Genomic DNA, 17115 nt, shown 5'->3' on the forward strand with positions numbered 1-17115 from the left:
CGGATGACATGGAGAACGTCCTCAATCGTCGAGTAACGGGTTCAGGTCGGCCCGCCTCGGGGTGCCGTCGAACCGATTCGATCCAGGCGGGTGCGGGGGGAAGAGGCGCGTGCGGGGGAGGGGGTGGGGCGGCTCTGCAACGGCGCGCGGCGAGGAAGCCGCGATGGGCGACCGCGCCGAACCGGTTCGGCGAAGCTAGCACCGGGACATCCGGCCAGCAATCCCCTCGACACAGGGATCTCGCCGTCCCACGGCCCTCGTTGGCGATTACGGCGAGAGTATTGACAGGCGCCGGGACAGTTCCTACGTTCACTTCCACGCGAACCGGTTCGACAAGCCGGTCGCCCGTCCCGAGGAGTCGCCGTGAACATCGGTGAGATCGCCCGGCGGGCCGGTGTCTCGCGCAGCACCGTGTCCTACGCGCTGAGCGGCAAGCGCCCCGTGTCGGAGGACACGCGCCGGAAGATCCAGCGCATCGTCGACGAACTGGGCTACCAGCCCAGCGCCAGTGCCCGCGCCCTGGCCAACGGCCGGACCAGCACCATCGGTCTGGTCTTCCCGCCGGCCGGGAACCACTACACGGGCATGCAGCTGGACTTCATCGGCAGCGTGGTGGAGGCCGCCGCGGCCCACGACTACGACGTGCTGCTGTCACCCAGCGGCGTGGACAGCGACCGTTCCTTCCAGCGGCTGCTGGGGGAGCGGCGGGTCGACGGCGCGATCCTGATGGAGATCCGGCTGGAGGACGACCGGGCCGAACACCTGGCCGCGCTCGGCTTCCCCTCCGTCGCCATCGGCCGCACCGCCCACCCGGAGGGCGGCTGGTACGTCGCCCTGGACCACACCGCGCTGGCGGCGGCCTGCGTCCATCACCTCGCCGACCTCGGCCACCGCCGGGTCGCCTTCGTCAACCGGCCCGAACAACTGCTGAGGACCGGGTACGAGTCCGCCCACCGCGGCCTGGACGGCTTCACCAAGGCCGCGGCCGAACGCGGGCTGACGGTCCGCACGTACTGCTGCGGGGACGACGCCGCCTCGGGCCAGGCCTGCCTGGAACAGATCCTGCACGACGACCCGGCCACCACGGCCCTGGTCACCCTGAACGAGGCCGCACTGGGCGGCCTGTACCGGGGCCTCGCCCACGCCGGCCGCCATGTGCCGCGCGACTTCTCCGTCACCGGGGTCGTCGCCAACCGCTGGGCGGAGACGGTGACCCCGCAGCTCACCGCCGCCGACGTCCCGGCGGCCGAGATGGGCCGGCTCGCCGTCGACCTGCTGGTGGAGCGGCTGGACCACCCCGACGCGCCGCCCCGGCAGCACCTCCTCACCCCGCCGATCTCGCTGCGGGCCAGCACCGGCCCCGCGGGGGCCCCGCAGACCTGATCGGTTCGCCCGAGCACACGTCACACCGCCGCGCGCCCGACCACCCGACGGCGTCGCTCGCGGTGCCCTTTTCTCCGCGCGACCCACCGCCGCGGCACCCGCATGCCCACACACCGAAGGAACCCGCCATGAACAGCTTCTCCAGACGGCACCGTCCGACCGCCGCGGTCCTCATGTCCCTGGCCGTCGCTGCCGGCGTCACGGCCTGCGGCTCCGGCTCGGGCGGCGGCTCCGAGGGTGCCGACAGCGGCACGTACACCGTCTGGGACCCGTATCCGCAGTTCGCCAAGGGCTCGGCCTGGACGAAGCTGCTGGACAAGTGCGGCACCGCGGCGGGCGTCAAGATCAAGCGGACGGCGTTCGACACCAGCGACCTGACGAACAAGGCCCTCCTGGCCGCCCAGCAGGGCAACTCCCCGGACCTCCTCATCGTCGACAACCCGGTGGTCTCCACCCTTGCCGAGGCGGGCGTCCTCACCACGACCGACGACAACAATCTGGACACCTCGAAGACCGACCCCAACCTCCTAGCGGCCGGCCAGTCGGGCGGCAAGACGTACGGCACCCCGATCGGCGCCAACACCCTGGCCCTCTACTACAACAAGAAGGTCCTGAAGGAAGCCGGTGTGGGCGTCGCCTCGGTGAAGGACTGGCCGTCCCTGACCGCGGCGCTGGAGAAGGTGAAGAAGGCCGGCAAGAAGGGCATCACCTTCTCCGCGATCGGCACCGAGGAGGGCAGCTTCCAGTTCCTGCCCTGGTTCTGGGGCGCGGGCGCGAAACTGACCCAACTCGACTCCGCGCAGGGCGAGTCGGCGCTCTCCCTGTGGAAGGGCTGGGTCAAGAGCGGCGTCGCCCCCAACTCGGTCCTCAACAACACCCAGACGACCAGCTGGCAGGAGTTCACGACCGGCGAGTACGCCTTCGCGGAGAACGGCACCTGGCAGCTCGCGGGCGCCAAGAAGGCCGGCCTCGACTACGGCGTGCTCCCGATCCCCGGCGCCTCCGGCGGCAACGCGGCTGCCCCGACCGGCGGCGAGTTCGTCACCCTCCCCGCCCAGGACGACACCGGCCGCTACCCCACCTCCCAGAAGCTGGCGACCTGCCTGACCAGCACCCAGAACCTGTACGACACCGACACCACCCTGTCCTACGTGGCCCCCACCACCGAGGTCCAGGACAAGCAGGTGGCGGCGAACGCCGAACTGAGGCCCTGGGTCGCCGCGGTCAGGACCGCCAAGGGCCGCACCAGCGATGACCTGGGCACCAAGTACCCGAAGATCTCCGAGCAGATGTGGAAGGCCGTCCAGTCCGCACTCAGCGGTTCGAAGTCCCCGAAGGATGCGCTGACCGACGCCCAGTCCGCCGTCAAGTGAGTGCACCAGGGGGCCAGTTGATGAGCCAGATGACACAAGTGCCGCCCCCGCGGACCGACTCCGACGGCGCGTCCCAGGAGGCGCCGCGCCGTCCCGTCTCCCCGCAGTGGGCCGCCTGGGCGTTCCTGGCCCCGGTGACCCTCTACCTCGGCCTGTTCTACGCCTATCCGCTGTACCGCAACCTCGACCTGAGCCTGCGCCACTACACCGTGCGCTCGTTCGTGCGGGGCGACGCGCCCTTCACGGGGCTGGCGAACTACCGGATGGTCTTCGACGATCCGACCTTCGCCCCGGCCCTCCTGCACACCGTGGTGTTCACCGGCGTGTGCCTGGTCTTCCAGTACGCGATCGGGCTGGCGCTGGCGGTCTTCTTCCACCAGAACTTCCGGCTCTCGGCGACCCTGCGGGCCCTGTTCCTGGTGCCGTGGCTGCTGCCGCTGATCGTGTCGGCGTCGACCTGGTCGTGGATGCTCAACAGTGAATCGGGCGTCGTCAACGCCGTCCTGCACGCCGTCGGCATCGGCCCGGTGAACTGGCTGACCTCGCCGTCCTGGTCCCTGACCTCTGTGATCATCGCCAACATCTGGATCGGCGTCCCCTTCAACCTCGTCGTCCTCTACAGCGGCCTGCAGTCCATCCCCACCAGCCTGTACGAGGCCGCCGCCCTGGACGGGGCGAACGCCTGGCGCCGCTTCTGGCGCATCACCTTCCCGCTGCTGCGCCCGGTGTCCGCGATCACGCTGCTGCTGGGCCTGGTCTACACGCTCAAGGTCTTCGACATCATCTGGATCATGACCAAGGGCGGTCCGGCCGACTCGTCCACCACCTTCGCCACCTGGTCCTACCAGCTCGGCTTCGGCAACCTGCTGCCCGCCTTCGGCCCCGGCGCCGCCGTCGGCAACCTGTTGGTGCTCGCCGCCCTGGTCTTCGGCCTGATCTATGTGCGGGTCCAGCGAAAGCAGGCACTGTCATGAGAACAAGGCCTCTGAAGACCGCCCTCGGCCTGCTGCTGACCGCGATCATGCTCTTCCCGGTCTACTGGATGCTCAACGTGTCCCTCACCCGCGACCAGGACATGCGCAAGAGCCCACCCGACCTGTTCCCCGCCCACGTCACGCTGGAGGGCTACCGGGCCGTCGTCGACCAGCAGTTGCCCTACCTCGGCACCAGCCTCGTCATCGGCCTCGGCACCGTCGCCCTGACCGTGGCCCTGGCAGCCCCGGCCGGCTACGCGCTGGCCAAGCTGCGCCCGCGCGGCGGCGGCATCCTGGGCTTCGTCCTGCTGGTCGCGCAGATGATCCCGGGCATCATCATGGCGATGGGCTTCTACGCCATCTACCTCCAGCTCGGTCTGCTCCAGTCGGTGCCCGGCCTGATCGTGGCCGACTCCACCCTCGCCGTGCCCTTCGCGGTGCTCATCTTCACCGCGTTCATGTCCACCATCCCCGGCGAACTCCTCCAGGCCGCGCAGATGGACGGCGCGCACGCCCTGCGCACCTTCTGGTCGGTCGTGCTGCCGATGAGCCGCAACTCCGTCGTCACCGTGTCGCTGTTCGCGTTCCTGTGGTCCTGGTCCGACTTCATCTTCGCCAGCACCCTGGTCAACGGCGGCGCCCACGAGCCGATCACCCTCGGCATCTACCACTACATCGGCAACAACAACCAGCAGTGGAACGCCATCATGGCCACCGCCGTCGTCGCCTCCCTGCCCGCCACGGTCATCCTCGTCCTCGCCCAGCGCTACGTCGCCGCCGGCGTGACCGCCGGTGCCGTCAAGGACTGACGTCCGCGGCGCCCCCTTCCCCGACGACCACCGACGATCCCTGCTCGAGAAACGAGTGCCCCTTCATGACCGCCGACCGCCCCGGCCCGGCCTTCTCCGTCCAGGACATCCCGTTCAGCACCCACGGCTCCTGGTTCGGCATCTCCCCCGTACTCGCGGAGAAGACCCGCGCCGAGGACCTCCACCTCGTCTCGCACCAGAACGGCATGCACGCCGTCCTGAGCCTCGTGCCGCTCGACCCCGCGACCGGCGAGCGGGCCGAGACCCTGGTCGAGGCGACACCGGGACTGCTGAGCTGGACCGGCGCGGCCGGGCGCATCGACCTCGCCTACGAGACGCCGGACACCGTACGACTGCGCGGTGCGGGTGCGTCGCTGCGGATCTCGGCGGCGGCCCGGACGCTGACCCCGTTCAGCGGGACGTACTTCTTCCGCGAACCGGCCGTCGACGCCTATGTGTTCACCTCGTACGAGACCGGCCGCCGCTACCGGGTCACCCTGCTGTCCGGCACGGTGGCCGAGGTGTCCGGTTCCCAGGCACTGGGCGGCGGTGAGCGCGGTCTCACGGTCGGCGCCGAGGCGGACGGATCGTGGGAGATCGCGGTCGAGGAACTCGACACCGCCCGCCCCGCCTATGTGCCGACGGCGACCTTCGGCAAGGTCGTCGAGGCCGTGCGGAACTCCTTCGCGGACTTCGTCGACACCGTGGCCCCCTGGCGCTCCTCCGCGACTCCGGCGGCCGAACTCGCCGCCTACGTCCTGTGGTCGGCGACCGTACGCCCGGCCGGCCTGGTCACGCGGCCCGGAGTGCTGATGTCCAAGCACTGGATGGACAAGGTCTGGAGCTGGGACCACTGCTTCAACGCCCTTGCCCTGGCGCCCGGTTGCCCCGAGCTGGCCTGGGACCAGTTCCAGCTGCCCTTCGACCACCAGGACCAGACCGGGGCGCTGCCCGACTCCGTCACCCACTCCGAAGTGCTCCACAACTTCGTCAAACCGCCCATCCACGGCTGGACGTTCGGCCACCTGCGCCGTCGGCTGCCCACCCCCGTGGGGCGGGCGGAACTGACCGGGACGTACGACAGGCTGGCACGCTGGACGGAGTTCTGGCTCACCGCCCGGCGCGCTCCCGGCGCCGACCTGCCGCACTACCAGCACGGCAACGACAGCGGCTGGGACAACGCCACCACCTTCGACCCCGAACGGGTCGTCGTCACCGCGGACCTGGCCGCCTTCCTCACCCTCCAGCTGCGCGAACTCGCCGACCTGGCGGAGCACTTGGAAAGACCTGACGACGCCCGCAGGTGGACGCGGGCCGCCGAGGAGACACAGCGGGCCATGCTCGACCAGCTGTGGACTGGCGACCGGTTCGTCGCCCGGGGCGTCGACAGCGGCGACACCTGGAGTACGTCCAGCCTGCTCGACCTGATGCCGATCGTGCTGGGTGAGCATCTGCCGCCCGACATCGGCGAGGTGCTGGCCGGCCGGATCGAGGCCCATCTGACCCCGTACGGCCTGGCCACGGAGCTGCCGACCTCGCCGTACTACCTCCCCGACGGCTACTGGCGCGGCCCGATCTGGGCCCCCGCCACGGTCCTCGTCGAGGACGGACTTCGCCGCGGCGGCCACCACCGGCTGGCGGACGAGGTCAGCGCCCGCTTCCGCGCCCTGTGCGAGAAGCACGGCTTCGCGGAGAACTTCGACGCCCTGACCGGAACGGGCCTGCGCGACCGCGCCTACACCTGGACGGCCGCCGCCTACCTCCTCCTCGCCGAGGCGCACGCACAGCGGGACGGCCGGTGAGCGCGGTCCGGGGGAACCGTCCGTCCCGGCGCGGGCTCGCATCTCGCGGCGACCCCGGCGTTCCCCGCCCGGCCGGGCACGACGACCGTGCGGACGTACGCCGACTGCCGCGTGGCCCTCGACGAGCGCCCGCCCGGTAGGCAGGGCAGCCGTCCCGGTGACCGGCACCTGGGAGCTGTCGCTGGACCTCCTGGAGCGGCGGGGCATCGTCCAGGCCCGGCCGACGCTCCGGCGCCCCGTTCTCCGGCCCGTGCTCAGTCGAGGACCGCGATGGCCTCGATCTCGACCAGGTGGTCGGGGACGTCCAGTGCCGCGACGCCCAGCAGCGTGGCCGGCGGGACCGGGGTGACCCCCAGTTTCGCGGCCGCCCGCGAGATCCCCTCCAGGAGCTGTGGCATCTTGTCGGCCGTCCAGTCGACGACGTGGACGTTCAGTTTCGCCACGTCGTCGAAGGAGCCGCCGGCCGCGGCCAGGGCTGTGCCGACGTTGAGGTAGCTCTGCTCGACCTGCGCGGCGAGGTCACCCGCACCGACCGTGCGGCCCTCGGCGTCCCAGGCGACCTGACCGGCGACGAACACCAGCCTCGATCCGGACGCGACCGCCACATGCCGGTAGACATCGATCTCCGGCAGTCCGTCGGGGTTCAGCAGGGTGATGGACATTTTCTGCGCCTCCATGCTCGGGCACTCAAGCCCATTGATCTCTTTTGGTTACTGACAAACCGTAGGAGAGCATTCGCTGACATGGAAGAACGCACTTTTCGGTGACCGGGGAACCCGCTGGTGACCTGGCAGCTCAGCAGGTGGAGTGCCGGTGAAAACCCTGTGGAAGCGGTGTCGGTGGGGCCGTTTATGCTGCACGGACGATCACGCGGGACCAGGGGAGGGCGCGGCATGTTCGGCAAGCTGTTCGGCAGGGATGCGGAGAGACCGGAGGCGAATCCGTACGCCCTGCCCGTCCCGCGCAGACAGAAGAACGGGACGTATCCGCTGCGCGCCCTCGGGGACACCCGGGTGCTCGCGCTGGTGGAAGCGGCCGACGCCGGGGACTGGGAGGCGGTCAAGGCGGCACTGGCCCCCTTCGACCTGGGCAGCGACCACGCGGTGCTCGGCGAACTCGCCGAGCTGGACGGTCTGCAGGACTGGATCGGCCGGGCCGTCGAGGAGGACAAGGAGCACCGGGCGACCGCCCTGCTGGTATCCGGGACACGTCACATCAGCTGGGGTTGGGAGGCGCGTACCTCCGCACGCGCCGTGAACGTCACGCAGGAGCAGTGGCGGACCATCCACGAGCGCCTGGAGATCGCCGAGGAGCAGCTGCTCGAAGCCGCCGAGCTGCGGCCGGACTGGGTCACCCCCTGGCGCCGCCTCCTCACCTCCGGCCGCGGCATGTCGCTCGGCCCCGTGGTCAACGAGACCCGGCGCGACGCCGCCCTGCGCCGCGACCCGCTGGACCTGGAGACCCACATCGAGTGGGTGTCCCAGTTGCAGCCCAGGTGGGGCGGCGAGCCCGGCCAGGCCCTCGCGTTCGCCCGCGAGTCCTTCGCCGGCGCGCCCGACGGGCACCGTCTCGGCTGTGCGGTCGCCATGGCCCACATCGAGGAGTGGGTGGAGTCGGACAGTCAGAACCATCTCGACAGCCCCCAGGTCCAGGAGGAGCTGAGAGAGGCGGCCCGGCGCAGCATTCTCCACCCCGCCTACGACAGGCCCCTCGGCTGGCAGGAGGACTTCAACATCTTCGCCATGGCCCTGGCCCTGTCCGCCGAGAGCGTCGTGGCCCCGCGGGTCTTCCACGAGCTGGGCGGCGCCTTCACCTCGTGGCCCTGGAAGTACATGGCCCAGCCGGAGAAGGCGTACGCCCGCTTCCGGCGCCGTGCCTGAGCCCGTCCCCGCCCGCCCCTCGCCGAAGACCTCACCCCGGACTGCCCGATGACTCTGCCCGACACCCCTGCGAGCCCCACCGCCGACCGCACCTTCCAGGTGGACCTGCGCGGCCTCGTCGATCTCCTCTCCCATCACCTCTACTCCAGCCCCCGCGTCTATCTGCGTGAGCTCCTCCAGAACGCGGTGGACGCGCTGACCGCCCGGCGCAGCCTCGAACAGGGCGCCCCCGCCGACGCGTTCGGCATCCGCCTGTACGCCGACGGCTCCGTGGTACGCGTCGAGGACGACGGCGTCGGTCTCACCGAGGCCGACGTGCACACCTTCCTCGCCACGATCGGCCGAAGCAGCAAGCGCGCGGAGCAGATCGCCGACCAACGCGCCGACTTCATCGGCCAGTTCGGCATCGGCCTGCTCTCCTGCTTCCTGGTCGCGGACGAGATCCACGTCCTGAGCCGCTCCGCCCGGACCCCCGACGCGCCCGCCGTGGAATGGCGTGGTCGCGGCGACGGCAGCTACACCGTCCGTACCCTGCCCGCCTCCACCCGCCCCCGGCCCGGCACCACCGTCACCCTGACGCCCCGCGCCGACGCGGGCGAGTGGACCCGCCCGGCCCAGGTGCACGCGCTGGCCCGCCACTTCGGCTCCCTGCTGCGCCACCCGGTGACCTTCGACGACGGCACCGCAGGGCCCGGCGGCCAGGGCGCGCCCGTCAACCCCGAGCCCGCACCCTGGGCGCGCAGCCACGCCACCCCCGGAGCCCGCTCCCGGGCCCTGGCCGCCTATGGCGAGGAGGTCTTCGGGTTCACGCCGCTGGACACCATCGAACTCGACCTGCCGGCCGTGGGTCTGAAGGGCATCGCCTGCGTGCTGCCCGAGGCGGTACCGGCCGGACGCCGCCACGGCCACCGCGTGCACGTCAAAGGCATGCTGCTGTCCGAGCAGGCCGAGGAGATCCTGCCCGACTGGGCCTTCTTCGTCCGCTGTGTCGTCGACGCCGAGAGCCTGCGCCCGACGGCGTCCCGCGAGTCCCTGTACGAGGACGACACCCTCGCCGCCGTCCGCGACGCGCTCGCCGAACGCCTGCGCGCGTGGATCGCCAGGGCCGCCGCCAGCGACCCCGAACTGCTCGGCCGCTTCCTCCAGGTCCACCACCTGGCCGTGAAGTCCCTCGCGGTCCACGACGACGAGATCATGCGGATGCTGCTGCCCTGGCTGCCGTTCGAGACCACCGACGGGCACGCCACCCTCGACGAGTTCGCGCGCACCCACCGCACCGTGCTCGTCACGTCGAGCGTGGAGGAGTTCCGCCAGGTCGCGGCGATCGCCTCGGCCGCCGGGCTCGGCGTCGTCAACGGCGGCTACACCTACGACCGTCAACTGGTGCACCGGCTGCCGGAGATCAGGCCCGAGGTCACCGTCGCGGACCTCGACCCCGGGACCCTCACCGCCCACCTCGACCCGGTGGACCGCGAGACGGAACTGGCCGCCTCGGCCTATCTCGCCCAGGCCCGTGACGCCCTCGCCGTCTTCGACTGCGATGTCGCGCTGCGCACCTTCCAGCCGGCCTCCGCCCCCGCCCTCCTCCTCGACAGCCGCGAGGCCCGGCACGAACGCACCCGCTCCCAGCTCGCCCGCGAGCAGCAGGGCGGTGTGTGGGGCGACATCCTCGGCGCCCTGCGCCAGGAGGCCCCGCGCGCCCAGCTGATCCTCAACCAGCTCAACCCGCTGGTCCGCACCGCCGTCACCATCGACGAGCCCGAGCTGGCCCGCACCAGCGCCGAAGCCCTCTACGGGCAGGCCGCGATGCTGTCCCGGCGCCCGCTCAGGCCCGCCGAGTCGAGCCTCATCAACCGCTCCTTCCTCGACCTCCTCGCCCACGCCCTCCGCAAGGACAGCTGACGATGCCCACCGCGATCCAGACCACCGACGAGCTGTACCAGGCGCTCCAGGACAACGACCAGCGTCCCTACGGCCGGACCCGCACCGTCACCGCCGAGGAACTCGTCGACGTCGCCGAGCAGTTCGAGGAGCCCGTCCCGCTCGTCCACGCGCTCCTCGAACTCCAGGAGGCGTACACCTACGGCTCCGAACCCCGGAAGTCACCCGTCGTCTTCGCCCGGCTGCTCACCCTCTTCGACGAGCAGCCCGACGTCTTCGACGAGCGCCTGCGCCACATGGTGTTCTGGCGGTTCAAGTGGGTGGGCCACGCCCTGCGTCAGCTGCCCGAGATACCGCTGGCCAGCCTCCGCCAGTGGCTGACGGAGATGCGCGACCGCTACGAGAAGGCCGGCCTCGGCCTCCAGCCGTACTACAGCCAGGCGTACCAGCTCGCCGCCCACGTGGGCGAGGACACGACCCTCGCCTACGAGTTGTGGGCGGGCCGCACCCGCACCCGGCTCAGCGACTGCGAGGCCTGCGAGATCTGCGAGCGCGCCCTGTTCCACCTCGCGGCGGGCGACGACCAGCGGGCCCTGCGCACCTGGGAGCCCGTCCTGAACGGCAAGGAGTCCTGCCAGGAGGAGCCGGCCCGCTCCCTCTCGTACGCGCTGCTGCCCCTGCTGCGCACCGGCGCCGCCGACCGGGCCCGCGAACTGCACCTCGTCGGCTACCGCGGCTGCCGCCGCAACCCCTCGATGTCCGGGGAGGTCGGCCGGCACCTGGAGTTCTGCGCGCTGACCGGCAACGAGGCGCGCGGCCTGGAGCTGCTCGCCGAGAACCGGAACCTGTTCGACGAGGTCGACTCGCCGTTGGACCAGCTCGACTTCCTCACCGGCGTCGAGGTCCTCCTCCAGCGTGTCGAGCACCTCGGCCACGGCGAACTGCCCGCCGCCGGATACGCGGGCCGCACCTGGACGGTGTCCGGCCTGCGCGCCGAGGTGCGGGGCCGCGCGGACGACCTCGCCGCCCGCTTCGACGCCCGCAACGGCACCTCGACCCACACCGGCCGCCGCAGGACCCGCCTCGACCGGGCCCCCCTCCTCGACGCGCTGGAGCTGACCCTGCGCCCCCGCGGTCTCGACGACGTGGCCCCGGCCGCCCCGGTCACCGCGCCCGTCTCCCGTACGGCCACCGCCGTCCCCGACGCCCTGCCCGAGCTCATCGTCCAGGCAAGGAAGTGGGAGGAAGAGGGGCACCCGGAGGCCCAGACCTGCTTCGCGCGGCTGCGCACGCTCGTCGCCACCCGCGACTACTCCCACCCCGATGACCCGGCCGTGGGCCCGCTGGTCCGGCTGCGCGCGGACCTGCTGGCCGACGAAGCGACCTCGGCGGCCAACAAGGACGACTTCGCCGAAGCCGCCGCGCTCCACGAGGAGGCCGCGGCTCTCTACGACGACGCCTCGGAGCCCGGTCACGCGGCGGTCGCCCGCGCCTGCGCCCTGCTCGCCGCCGCCCAGATCCCCGCGCAGGACACGGACGGAGCCGAGGCGAAGGCGGCCGCGCTGACCGCCGCGCATGCGTCCGTGGTCCGCCTGCACGAGGAGACGACCGGCCTCCCTCCCTACCTGGAGGCCCGCCTGCTGCGGCTGCGGGCGACCGCCCACGGCCTGCGCCTCCAGACAACCGGAAGCGAGGAACACGCCGCGCCGGTCTTCGCCGAGACCGACCTGCTGCACGCGTTCGCCACCCGGCACGACCTCGCCGGGCAGATCTCCGGCGCCCTGATGCTGCGGGCCAGTACGCACGCCATCTCCGGCGACCTGCCCGCCGCCGTCACCGAGATCGACGCCCTTCTCGACCGGCTGAAGGCGCAGGGCCCCGCCTGGCACGTGCCCCGCACCCTCGGACTGCGCGGCCGGCTCCAGCTCGCCCTCCGGGACCCCGGGGCCGCGCACACGGACCTCACCGAAGCACTGCGACAGGCCGCCGACTGGCCGGCCGACACGATCGACACCACCCGCCTCCACGGCGATCTGGCCGAGGCCTGCATGCACCTGGGCCGCCCCGGCGAGGCCCTGCGGCACCTGACGCGCTCGGCGGAGACGGACCTGCGCCGCGGCAACCGGATCGACGCGTTCTGCACCTACAGCAACGCGGCCCAGCTCAGCCTCGACCTGGACCGGGTCGAGGACTGCATCGCCCTGCTCGACTCCCTGCTGGCCGAACCGGACGTCGCCGCCGGAGAGCTGGACGACCGGCTCACCGCCCAGTTGCGCCTGACCCGCGCCCGCGCACTGCGCGCCGGAGAGGACGTCAAGGCCGCCACGGCCGAGTTCGCCGCGCTCGCGGCCGAGTCGGCCGGCTGGGACGACGACCCGGGCAGCCACGCCATGATCGCCGCGGAGACGGCCGTACTCCTCGGTGAGTCCGGCGAGTTCGACCGGGCCCGCGAGGCCGCGGACCAGGCGATCGCCGCCCACGCCCGGGACCCGCGCTACGAACTGCTCAGCAACTGCCTGCGCGAACTCGCCCGCCTCCAGGCCCAGCAGGAGGGCACCGAGGGACTCGCCGAAGCGCGCGCCTTCCTCGCCGACGCGGGCCGGATCGCCGAGGAGGCCAGCGCCGCCGGGTACGAGCCCCGCGGCCGCTCCCTGGACAGCGCCCTGGCCTACGAACACGGGCGGGTGAGCGCCTACGCCGGCGCCTACGAGGACGCCCTGGCCGCCCTGGAGAAGGCCCTGGCCCTGCTCGGCGAGCCGGGACCGGAGGACGACCGGGCCGGCGAGTGGGCGGAGTGCGTCCGCCTCGCGGGCGCCGTGGAGGGCCTCTACCTGGAACGCCCCGCCCCCGCCCTCACCCGCCTCGACGCCGCGGTCTCCCACCTGACCGCCGTGGGCCGCACCGAGGAGACCGAGCCCCTGACCTCCCTGGCGGCCCGACTGCGCGACGAGGAGTGAGCCCGGTCCCATAACATCGTTCAGTAGACGTCAGTCGCCCTGCGGATCCACGTCGAGGAGGCAATGGTGCTCGGAAAGGGCACGTGGTTGCTCGTGGGTGCCATGGTCGTGGCCTGGATGGTGCTCTCCGGTCCCAGCGCGCCGAGCGGTGCCCTGGACGCCCGGTCCGCGCCCGCCAAAGCCGTCAGGGACGTCGTACCGAACCGCGTCATGACCTGGAACCTCTGCAACCCCTGCGAGACGGGCAACGACGACCGGGCAGCGGAGATCGCCACGTTCGCACCGCAGGTCATCGGCCTCCAGGAAGCGTGCGTGGGTGACGTCGAGAAGATCCGGGACTATCTGGAGAACCTCCACGGACTCGTCTACCACGTCGAGTACGGGGCGGTTCTCCAGAGCTGGGGCCGGTGCGGGGGAGCGCCCTGGAACCCGGGCGGCTACGGCGAGGCGATCCTGTCGGCGGCCCCGATGACCGACGTCGTCACCGAGGAGTATCCCGACGGCGGCTCCGAGGACCGCGGATACATGGAGGTCACCACCACGGTGGGCGGCCACCCGGTCCGGGTCTTCAACACCCACCTCGCCGAACGACGTCAGGAGGCGGTCCGGGCGGCCCAGGTCGGCGTCCTCGCCAAGGAGGTCGCCCGGCACGACCGGGCGATCGTCATCGGCGACTTCAACGCCGTGCCGGACGCCTACGAACTCACCAAGATGTGGAAACTGGCCACGGACGCGGACCCCCGCTGCCGTCCCGGCGCCGCCACGACCTGCGAGCCGACCACCGACTGGCAGAGCAAGTTCGACTACGTCTTCCTGCGCGGCTACGTCGCCGCCAGGCATCGTGTGCATCCGAATCCGGTCTCGGACCATCATGTGCTGTACGCCGACGTGGCCCGCTGACCCGGCCCGCGGTGAGAGGTGACCGGGCAGTCGGGCCTGGCTTTACGGAGAGTGGGAAATTCCCTGTCGCCCGGATGATTTTCCCGGGCGGTTCGAAAATCGATCGGCATTTCCAACTCCGGCGTTGTGGCCGTCTGTTGCCTGCACGTGTTTCAATTCCGGGGACATGTCTGCGCTCTGCGGCCACGAACGGGGAGGGCCATGGCCTGGTGGCGAGTCGAACAGAACACAGCGCGGAAGGCAGATCGGAAGTCCGGGCAAAAGACGGCTCTTGAGGATGTCGCACCGGAAATCGCCCTGGCCCGCCAGGACTTCCGATGGTATTGGGTGGGACAGACTGTCAGTGTGGTGGGTCATCAAATGGCCATCTTCCTGTTTCCCACCATCGCGATCGTCACGTTCCACGCCTCCGGCCTGTGGGTCGGCGCACTGAACGCCGTCGGTACCGCCGCCTATCCCGTGTTGGGCCTGTTCGCCGGAGTGCTGATGGACCGTCGGCGGCGCAGGCCGGCCATGCTGCTGGCGACCGTCGGCACCATGCTGGCGCTGTCCTGGATCCCGTTCGCCGTCGCCGTCGGAACCATGGGCATGGCCGATCTGTGCCTGGCGGCGCTTGCCGCCGGCGCCTTCGGAGTCCTGTACGACGTCGCGAATCAGTCACATCTGCCGACCCTGCTGCCCCGGGAGATGCTCGCGAGGGCCAACGCGCGGCTGGAGGTGTCCACTTCGCTGGCCCTGCTGGCGAGCCCCGCTCTGGGGGGCTTGTTGAGCCAGGCCCTGTCCGGCACCAGCGCGCTCGCCGTGATCGCCGCTTCGTTCCTCATACCGGTGATGACCCTCTTGCGACTGCGTACCCCGGAGCCCCCGGCGCCACCACGGCAACCGGGGGCTTCGCTGTTCGCCGAGATGAAGGCGGGCGTACTGGCCCTGTGGCGGCACCCACTGCTGCGGCCGGCCACGGTGGCCGCCGTGATCCGCAACCTGGGCAACACCGCGGCCTCCACGGTGTCCCTGCTCTTCGCCTATCGCACACTGGGGCTCGGTCCGGGAACCGTCGGTGTCCTGTTCACCCTGGTCGGGCTCGGCGGGGTCGCTGGTGCGTGGGTGGCCGACCGGATGCTCGTCCGGTTCGGCCTGGGCAGGACGCTCATCGCCGCCAGTGCCTCCGGAGTTCTGTGGGTCGCCGCTCCGCTGGCCCTGTGGCTGCCCGCCCTGCCGACACTGATCGTGGTGGGCGCGTCGGCCTCGGCCTGGGTGCCGGTGTGGAACGCGACGGTCACCACGCTGCGGCAGTCGGTCACCCGGCCCGAGCTGCTGGGCCGGGTGCATGCCACCTCGCGGACGATCAACTTCTGCGCGATTCCGCTCGGCGCCCTCCTGGGCGGGGCGCTCGCCGACCTGCTCGGTGGAGCGATGGGGGCCGCCGCCGGTACCGGCACGGCCCTCGTGCTGGCCGGGCTCACCGCCCTGGGGGCCGTCGCCGTCCTGGCCTGCTCGACGCTGCGATCCGTCCATGACATCCCCGGCGTGGGCGAGGGGGACGCGGGCGCCGTGGCCTGAACGGTTCGCGTGGGCGGGTGGCGGGCGGCAGCGGGGTCGACCCCGCTGCCGGCTCAGCTCCTTCTGACGCTGATCGCCTGCGTGGCCGCCACCGCCGCTGCGAGGACTCCCGCCGAGATCGCGAGCAGGACGGCGGTGGAGCCCAGGAGATCCGCCGAGTCGGACGCGTTCTGGAGGTCGCCGAGCAGCACGTTGACCGGTGAGACGCCCTTGGCCAGCAGGACGGCCAGCAGCAGGATCAGGGCCAGGAGCAGCGCGTAGCCCTGCCGGCGGAAGAGCAGCCGCGAACAGAGGACGCCGATCGCGATACCCGTGAAGGCGCAGGTGAGTTGGGCCTCGGTGCCCAGGATCGCGTCGGCGAGGGTGAAGGTGTGCGAGCCGAACAGCAGTGGCAGGACGAGGCCGGCCGCCGTCAACGGCAGGCACCACAGGGCGGCCGTGCCCACAGAACCGAGCAGCACCCGCAGTTGGCTGCCCGCGGTGACGACGACGACCGAGCGGTGCGTCTGGTCCTCCAGCCCGATCAGCGCCATGGTGAGCCAGACCGAGCAGACCAGCATGCCTCCGGACGCCGAGCCGTAGGTGGCGGCCAGGGGGCCCGAGTCACTGCTCGTCAGAACCGCGAGGAGGCCGACGAACAGCAGGAGCGGCGCCAGATAGCGCTGCGAGAGCAGCATCACGGTGAACATGTAGCGCACCAGGGCGATCACAGGGCAGCCCTCCTCGCGCCCACGCGGGAGGCGTGGTCGACGCCCGGCCGCGTGAGACTCTCCACGGACCAGTGATGTTGCAGCGCCGTCAGGAGCACGGTGTCCGAGTGTTCCCGCGCGACGCGCAGGACGATCGCGTCGTCCCGGCGCGCGGCGTCCGTCACCCCGGGCAGGGCGTACCAGTTCACTTCGAGGGGGCGCACGCCGGTGACCGGCACCGTCAGGGCCAGTTCGACCTCCCTGACCCGCCCGCCGGAGTGCGGTCCGCCGCGCGGGCTCACCCGCCCGTCGCCGATGGCGAACACACCGGTCGCGTGCGTCTCGGTGATCGCCTCACGGTGGTCGGTGAAGACCACGGCCCCGCCGGCGGCGGACACCTCCCCGATGAACTCGGCCAATACGCCGTGCGCCGAGGCGTCCAGGCCCGACCACGGCTCGTCGAGGACCAGCAGGGCGGGCTCCACGAGCAGCGCCTGGGCGAGCGCGACCTTCTGGGCGTTGCCCTTGGACAGAGTGCGCAGCGCGGCGTTCCGGCCGCCCACCAGCGCCAGCCGGTCCAGCAGCCGGCCGGCCCGGGTCCGCGCCGCCGCGCCGGACAGACCCCGGATGCGCCCCATGTGGGTGAGGTAGGAGAGCGCGGAGACCCGTTCGTGGGCGGTGAAGCGGTCCGGTACGTAGCCGATGTGCCGCGGCCGGCCCAGCACCTGTCCGGACGTGGGCTGCGACAGGCCCACGAGGATTCTCAACAGGGTCGACTTTCCCGAGCCGTTGCCGCCCACGACCGCGAGGACGTCGCCGCCCGAGACCTCCAGGTCCACGTCCTGGAGGACCCAACGCCCCCGGCCGTAGCGCTTGCTGACGGATTCGCAACGTAACAAGTCGACTC

At 71.6% G+C, this 17115-nt stretch carries 13 protein-coding genes; 10 read left to right on the plus strand and 3 right to left on the minus strand.

What is annotated here, in order from left to right; genetic code table 11:
- Positions 1-363 precede the first annotated feature (363 nt).
- The 5 genes from RKD20_RS37990 (at position 364) to RKD20_RS38010 (ending at position 6341) form a co-directional block, all read left to right on the plus strand.
- Positions 364-1383 carry a LacI family DNA-binding transcriptional regulator gene (locus tag RKD20_RS37990; RefSeq protein ID WP_424881651.1) on the plus strand — a complete coding sequence of 340 codons (1020 nt, stop codon included), beginning with the start codon at positions 364-366 and terminating at the stop codon, positions 1381-1383.
- A 128-nt stretch (positions 1384-1511) separates the two neighbouring features.
- The gene (locus RKD20_RS37995) at positions 1512-2756 is read left to right on the plus strand and encodes a sugar ABC transporter substrate-binding protein (protein WP_424881652.1); all 1245 of its coding nucleotides are present in this window, start codon (positions 1512-1514) and stop codon (positions 2754-2756) included.
- 29 nt (positions 2757-2785) lie between these two features.
- Positions 2786-3730, plus strand: coding sequence for a carbohydrate ABC transporter permease (locus RKD20_RS38000; RefSeq protein WP_424883414.1), 945 nt, complete (start codon positions 2786-2788; stop codon positions 3728-3730).
- The gene (locus RKD20_RS38005; RefSeq protein ID WP_424881653.1) at positions 3727-4539 is read left to right on the plus strand and encodes a carbohydrate ABC transporter permease; all 813 of its coding nucleotides are present in this window, start codon (positions 3727-3729) and stop codon (positions 4537-4539) included. The genes RKD20_RS38000 and RKD20_RS38005 overlap by 4 nt, the downstream gene beginning before the upstream one ends.
- A gap of 65 nt (positions 4540-4604) precedes the next feature.
- Entirely contained in the window at positions 4605-6341 is a 1737-nt protein-coding gene (locus RKD20_RS38010; protein WP_424881654.1) for an amylo-alpha-1,6-glucosidase, read from the plus strand.
- 254 nt (positions 6342-6595) lie between these two features.
- Here the strand turns inward: RKD20_RS38010 and RKD20_RS38015 are convergent, their stop codons facing one another.
- Positions 6596-7003 (minus strand): RidA family protein, encoded by a 408-nt coding sequence (locus tag RKD20_RS38015; protein ID WP_424881655.1) that lies wholly within the window; start codon positions 7001-7003, stop codon positions 6596-6598.
- A 231-nt stretch (positions 7004-7234) separates the two neighbouring features.
- Here RKD20_RS38015 and RKD20_RS38020 point away from each other — a divergent pair, with 231 nt between their 5' ends.
- From RKD20_RS38020 to RKD20_RS38040, 5 genes are all read left to right on the plus strand, one after another.
- On the plus strand, positions 7235-8221 hold the full coding sequence (locus RKD20_RS38020; protein WP_424881656.1) for a hypothetical protein: 987 nt from the start codon (positions 7235-7237) through the stop codon (positions 8219-8221).
- A gap of 48 nt (positions 8222-8269) precedes the next feature.
- Entirely contained in the window at positions 8270-10123 is a 1854-nt protein-coding gene (locus tag RKD20_RS38025; RefSeq protein WP_424881657.1) for an HSP90 family protein, read from the plus strand.
- 2 nt (positions 10124-10125) lie between these two features.
- Positions 10126-13059 (plus strand): hypothetical protein, encoded by a 2934-nt coding sequence (locus RKD20_RS38030; RefSeq protein ID WP_424881658.1) that lies wholly within the window; start codon positions 10126-10128, stop codon positions 13057-13059.
- A 63-nt stretch (positions 13060-13122) separates the two neighbouring features.
- Positions 13123-13959 (plus strand): endonuclease/exonuclease/phosphatase family protein, encoded by an 837-nt coding sequence (locus tag RKD20_RS38035; RefSeq protein ID WP_424881659.1) that lies wholly within the window; start codon positions 13123-13125, stop codon positions 13957-13959.
- A 201-nt stretch (positions 13960-14160) separates the two neighbouring features.
- Positions 14161-15519, plus strand: coding sequence for an MFS transporter (locus RKD20_RS38040; RefSeq protein ID WP_424881660.1), 1359 nt, complete (start codon positions 14161-14163; stop codon positions 15517-15519).
- 53 nt (positions 15520-15572) lie between these two features.
- On the opposite strand, the gene RKD20_RS38045 is transcribed toward RKD20_RS38040, so the two are convergent.
- Complete coding sequence (locus tag RKD20_RS38045) at positions 15573-16229, minus strand: hypothetical protein (protein ID WP_424881661.1); 657 nt, start codon at positions 16227-16229, stop codon at positions 15573-15575.
- On the minus strand, positions 16226-17047 hold the full coding sequence (locus tag RKD20_RS38050; protein WP_424883415.1) for an ATP-binding cassette domain-containing protein: 822 nt from the start codon (positions 17045-17047) through the stop codon (positions 16226-16228). The genes RKD20_RS38045 and RKD20_RS38050 overlap by 4 nt, the downstream gene beginning before the upstream one ends.
- Positions 17048-17115: the final 68 nt, after the last annotated feature.

The sequence above is a fragment of the Streptomyces sp. SLBN-8D4 genome (genome assembly GCF_049739545.1).
Classification (GTDB): domain Bacteria; phylum Actinomycetota; class Actinomycetes; order Streptomycetales; family Streptomycetaceae; genus Streptomyces; species Streptomyces canus_C.

What these genes read in the sequence shown, in the direction of transcription:
- RKD20_RS38020 (WP_424881656.1), top strand. Translation starts at nt 7,235, where the DNA reads ATGTTCGGCAAGCTGTTCGGCAGGGATGCGGAGAGACCGGAGGCGAAT.
- RKD20_RS38040 (WP_424881660.1), top strand. Translation starts at nt 14,161, where the DNA reads ATGGCCTGGTGGCGAGTCGAACAGAACACAGCGCGGAAGGCAGATCGG.
- RKD20_RS38030 (WP_424881658.1), top strand. Translation starts at nt 10,126, where the DNA reads ATGCCCACCGCGATCCAGACCACCGACGAGCTGTACCAGGCGCTCCAG.
- RKD20_RS38015 (WP_424881655.1), bottom strand. Translation starts at nt 7,003, where the DNA reads ATGTCCATCACCCTGCTGAACCCCGACGGACTGCCGGAGATCGATGTC.
- RKD20_RS38035 (WP_424881659.1), top strand. Translation starts at nt 13,123, where the DNA reads ATGGTGCTCGGAAAGGGCACGTGGTTGCTCGTGGGTGCCATGGTCGTG.
- RKD20_RS38000 (WP_424883414.1), top strand. Translation starts at nt 2,786, where the DNA reads ATGACACAAGTGCCGCCCCCGCGGACCGACTCCGACGGCGCGTCCCAG.
- RKD20_RS38025 (WP_424881657.1), top strand. Translation starts at nt 8,270, where the DNA reads ATGACTCTGCCCGACACCCCTGCGAGCCCCACCGCCGACCGCACCTTC.
- RKD20_RS38010 (WP_424881654.1), top strand. Translation starts at nt 4,605, where the DNA reads ATGACCGCCGACCGCCCCGGCCCGGCCTTCTCCGTCCAGGACATCCCG.
- RKD20_RS38005 (WP_424881653.1), top strand. Translation starts at nt 3,727, where the DNA reads ATGAGAACAAGGCCTCTGAAGACCGCCCTCGGCCTGCTGCTGACCGCG.
- RKD20_RS37995 (WP_424881652.1), top strand. Translation starts at nt 1,512, where the DNA reads ATGAACAGCTTCTCCAGACGGCACCGTCCGACCGCCGCGGTCCTCATG.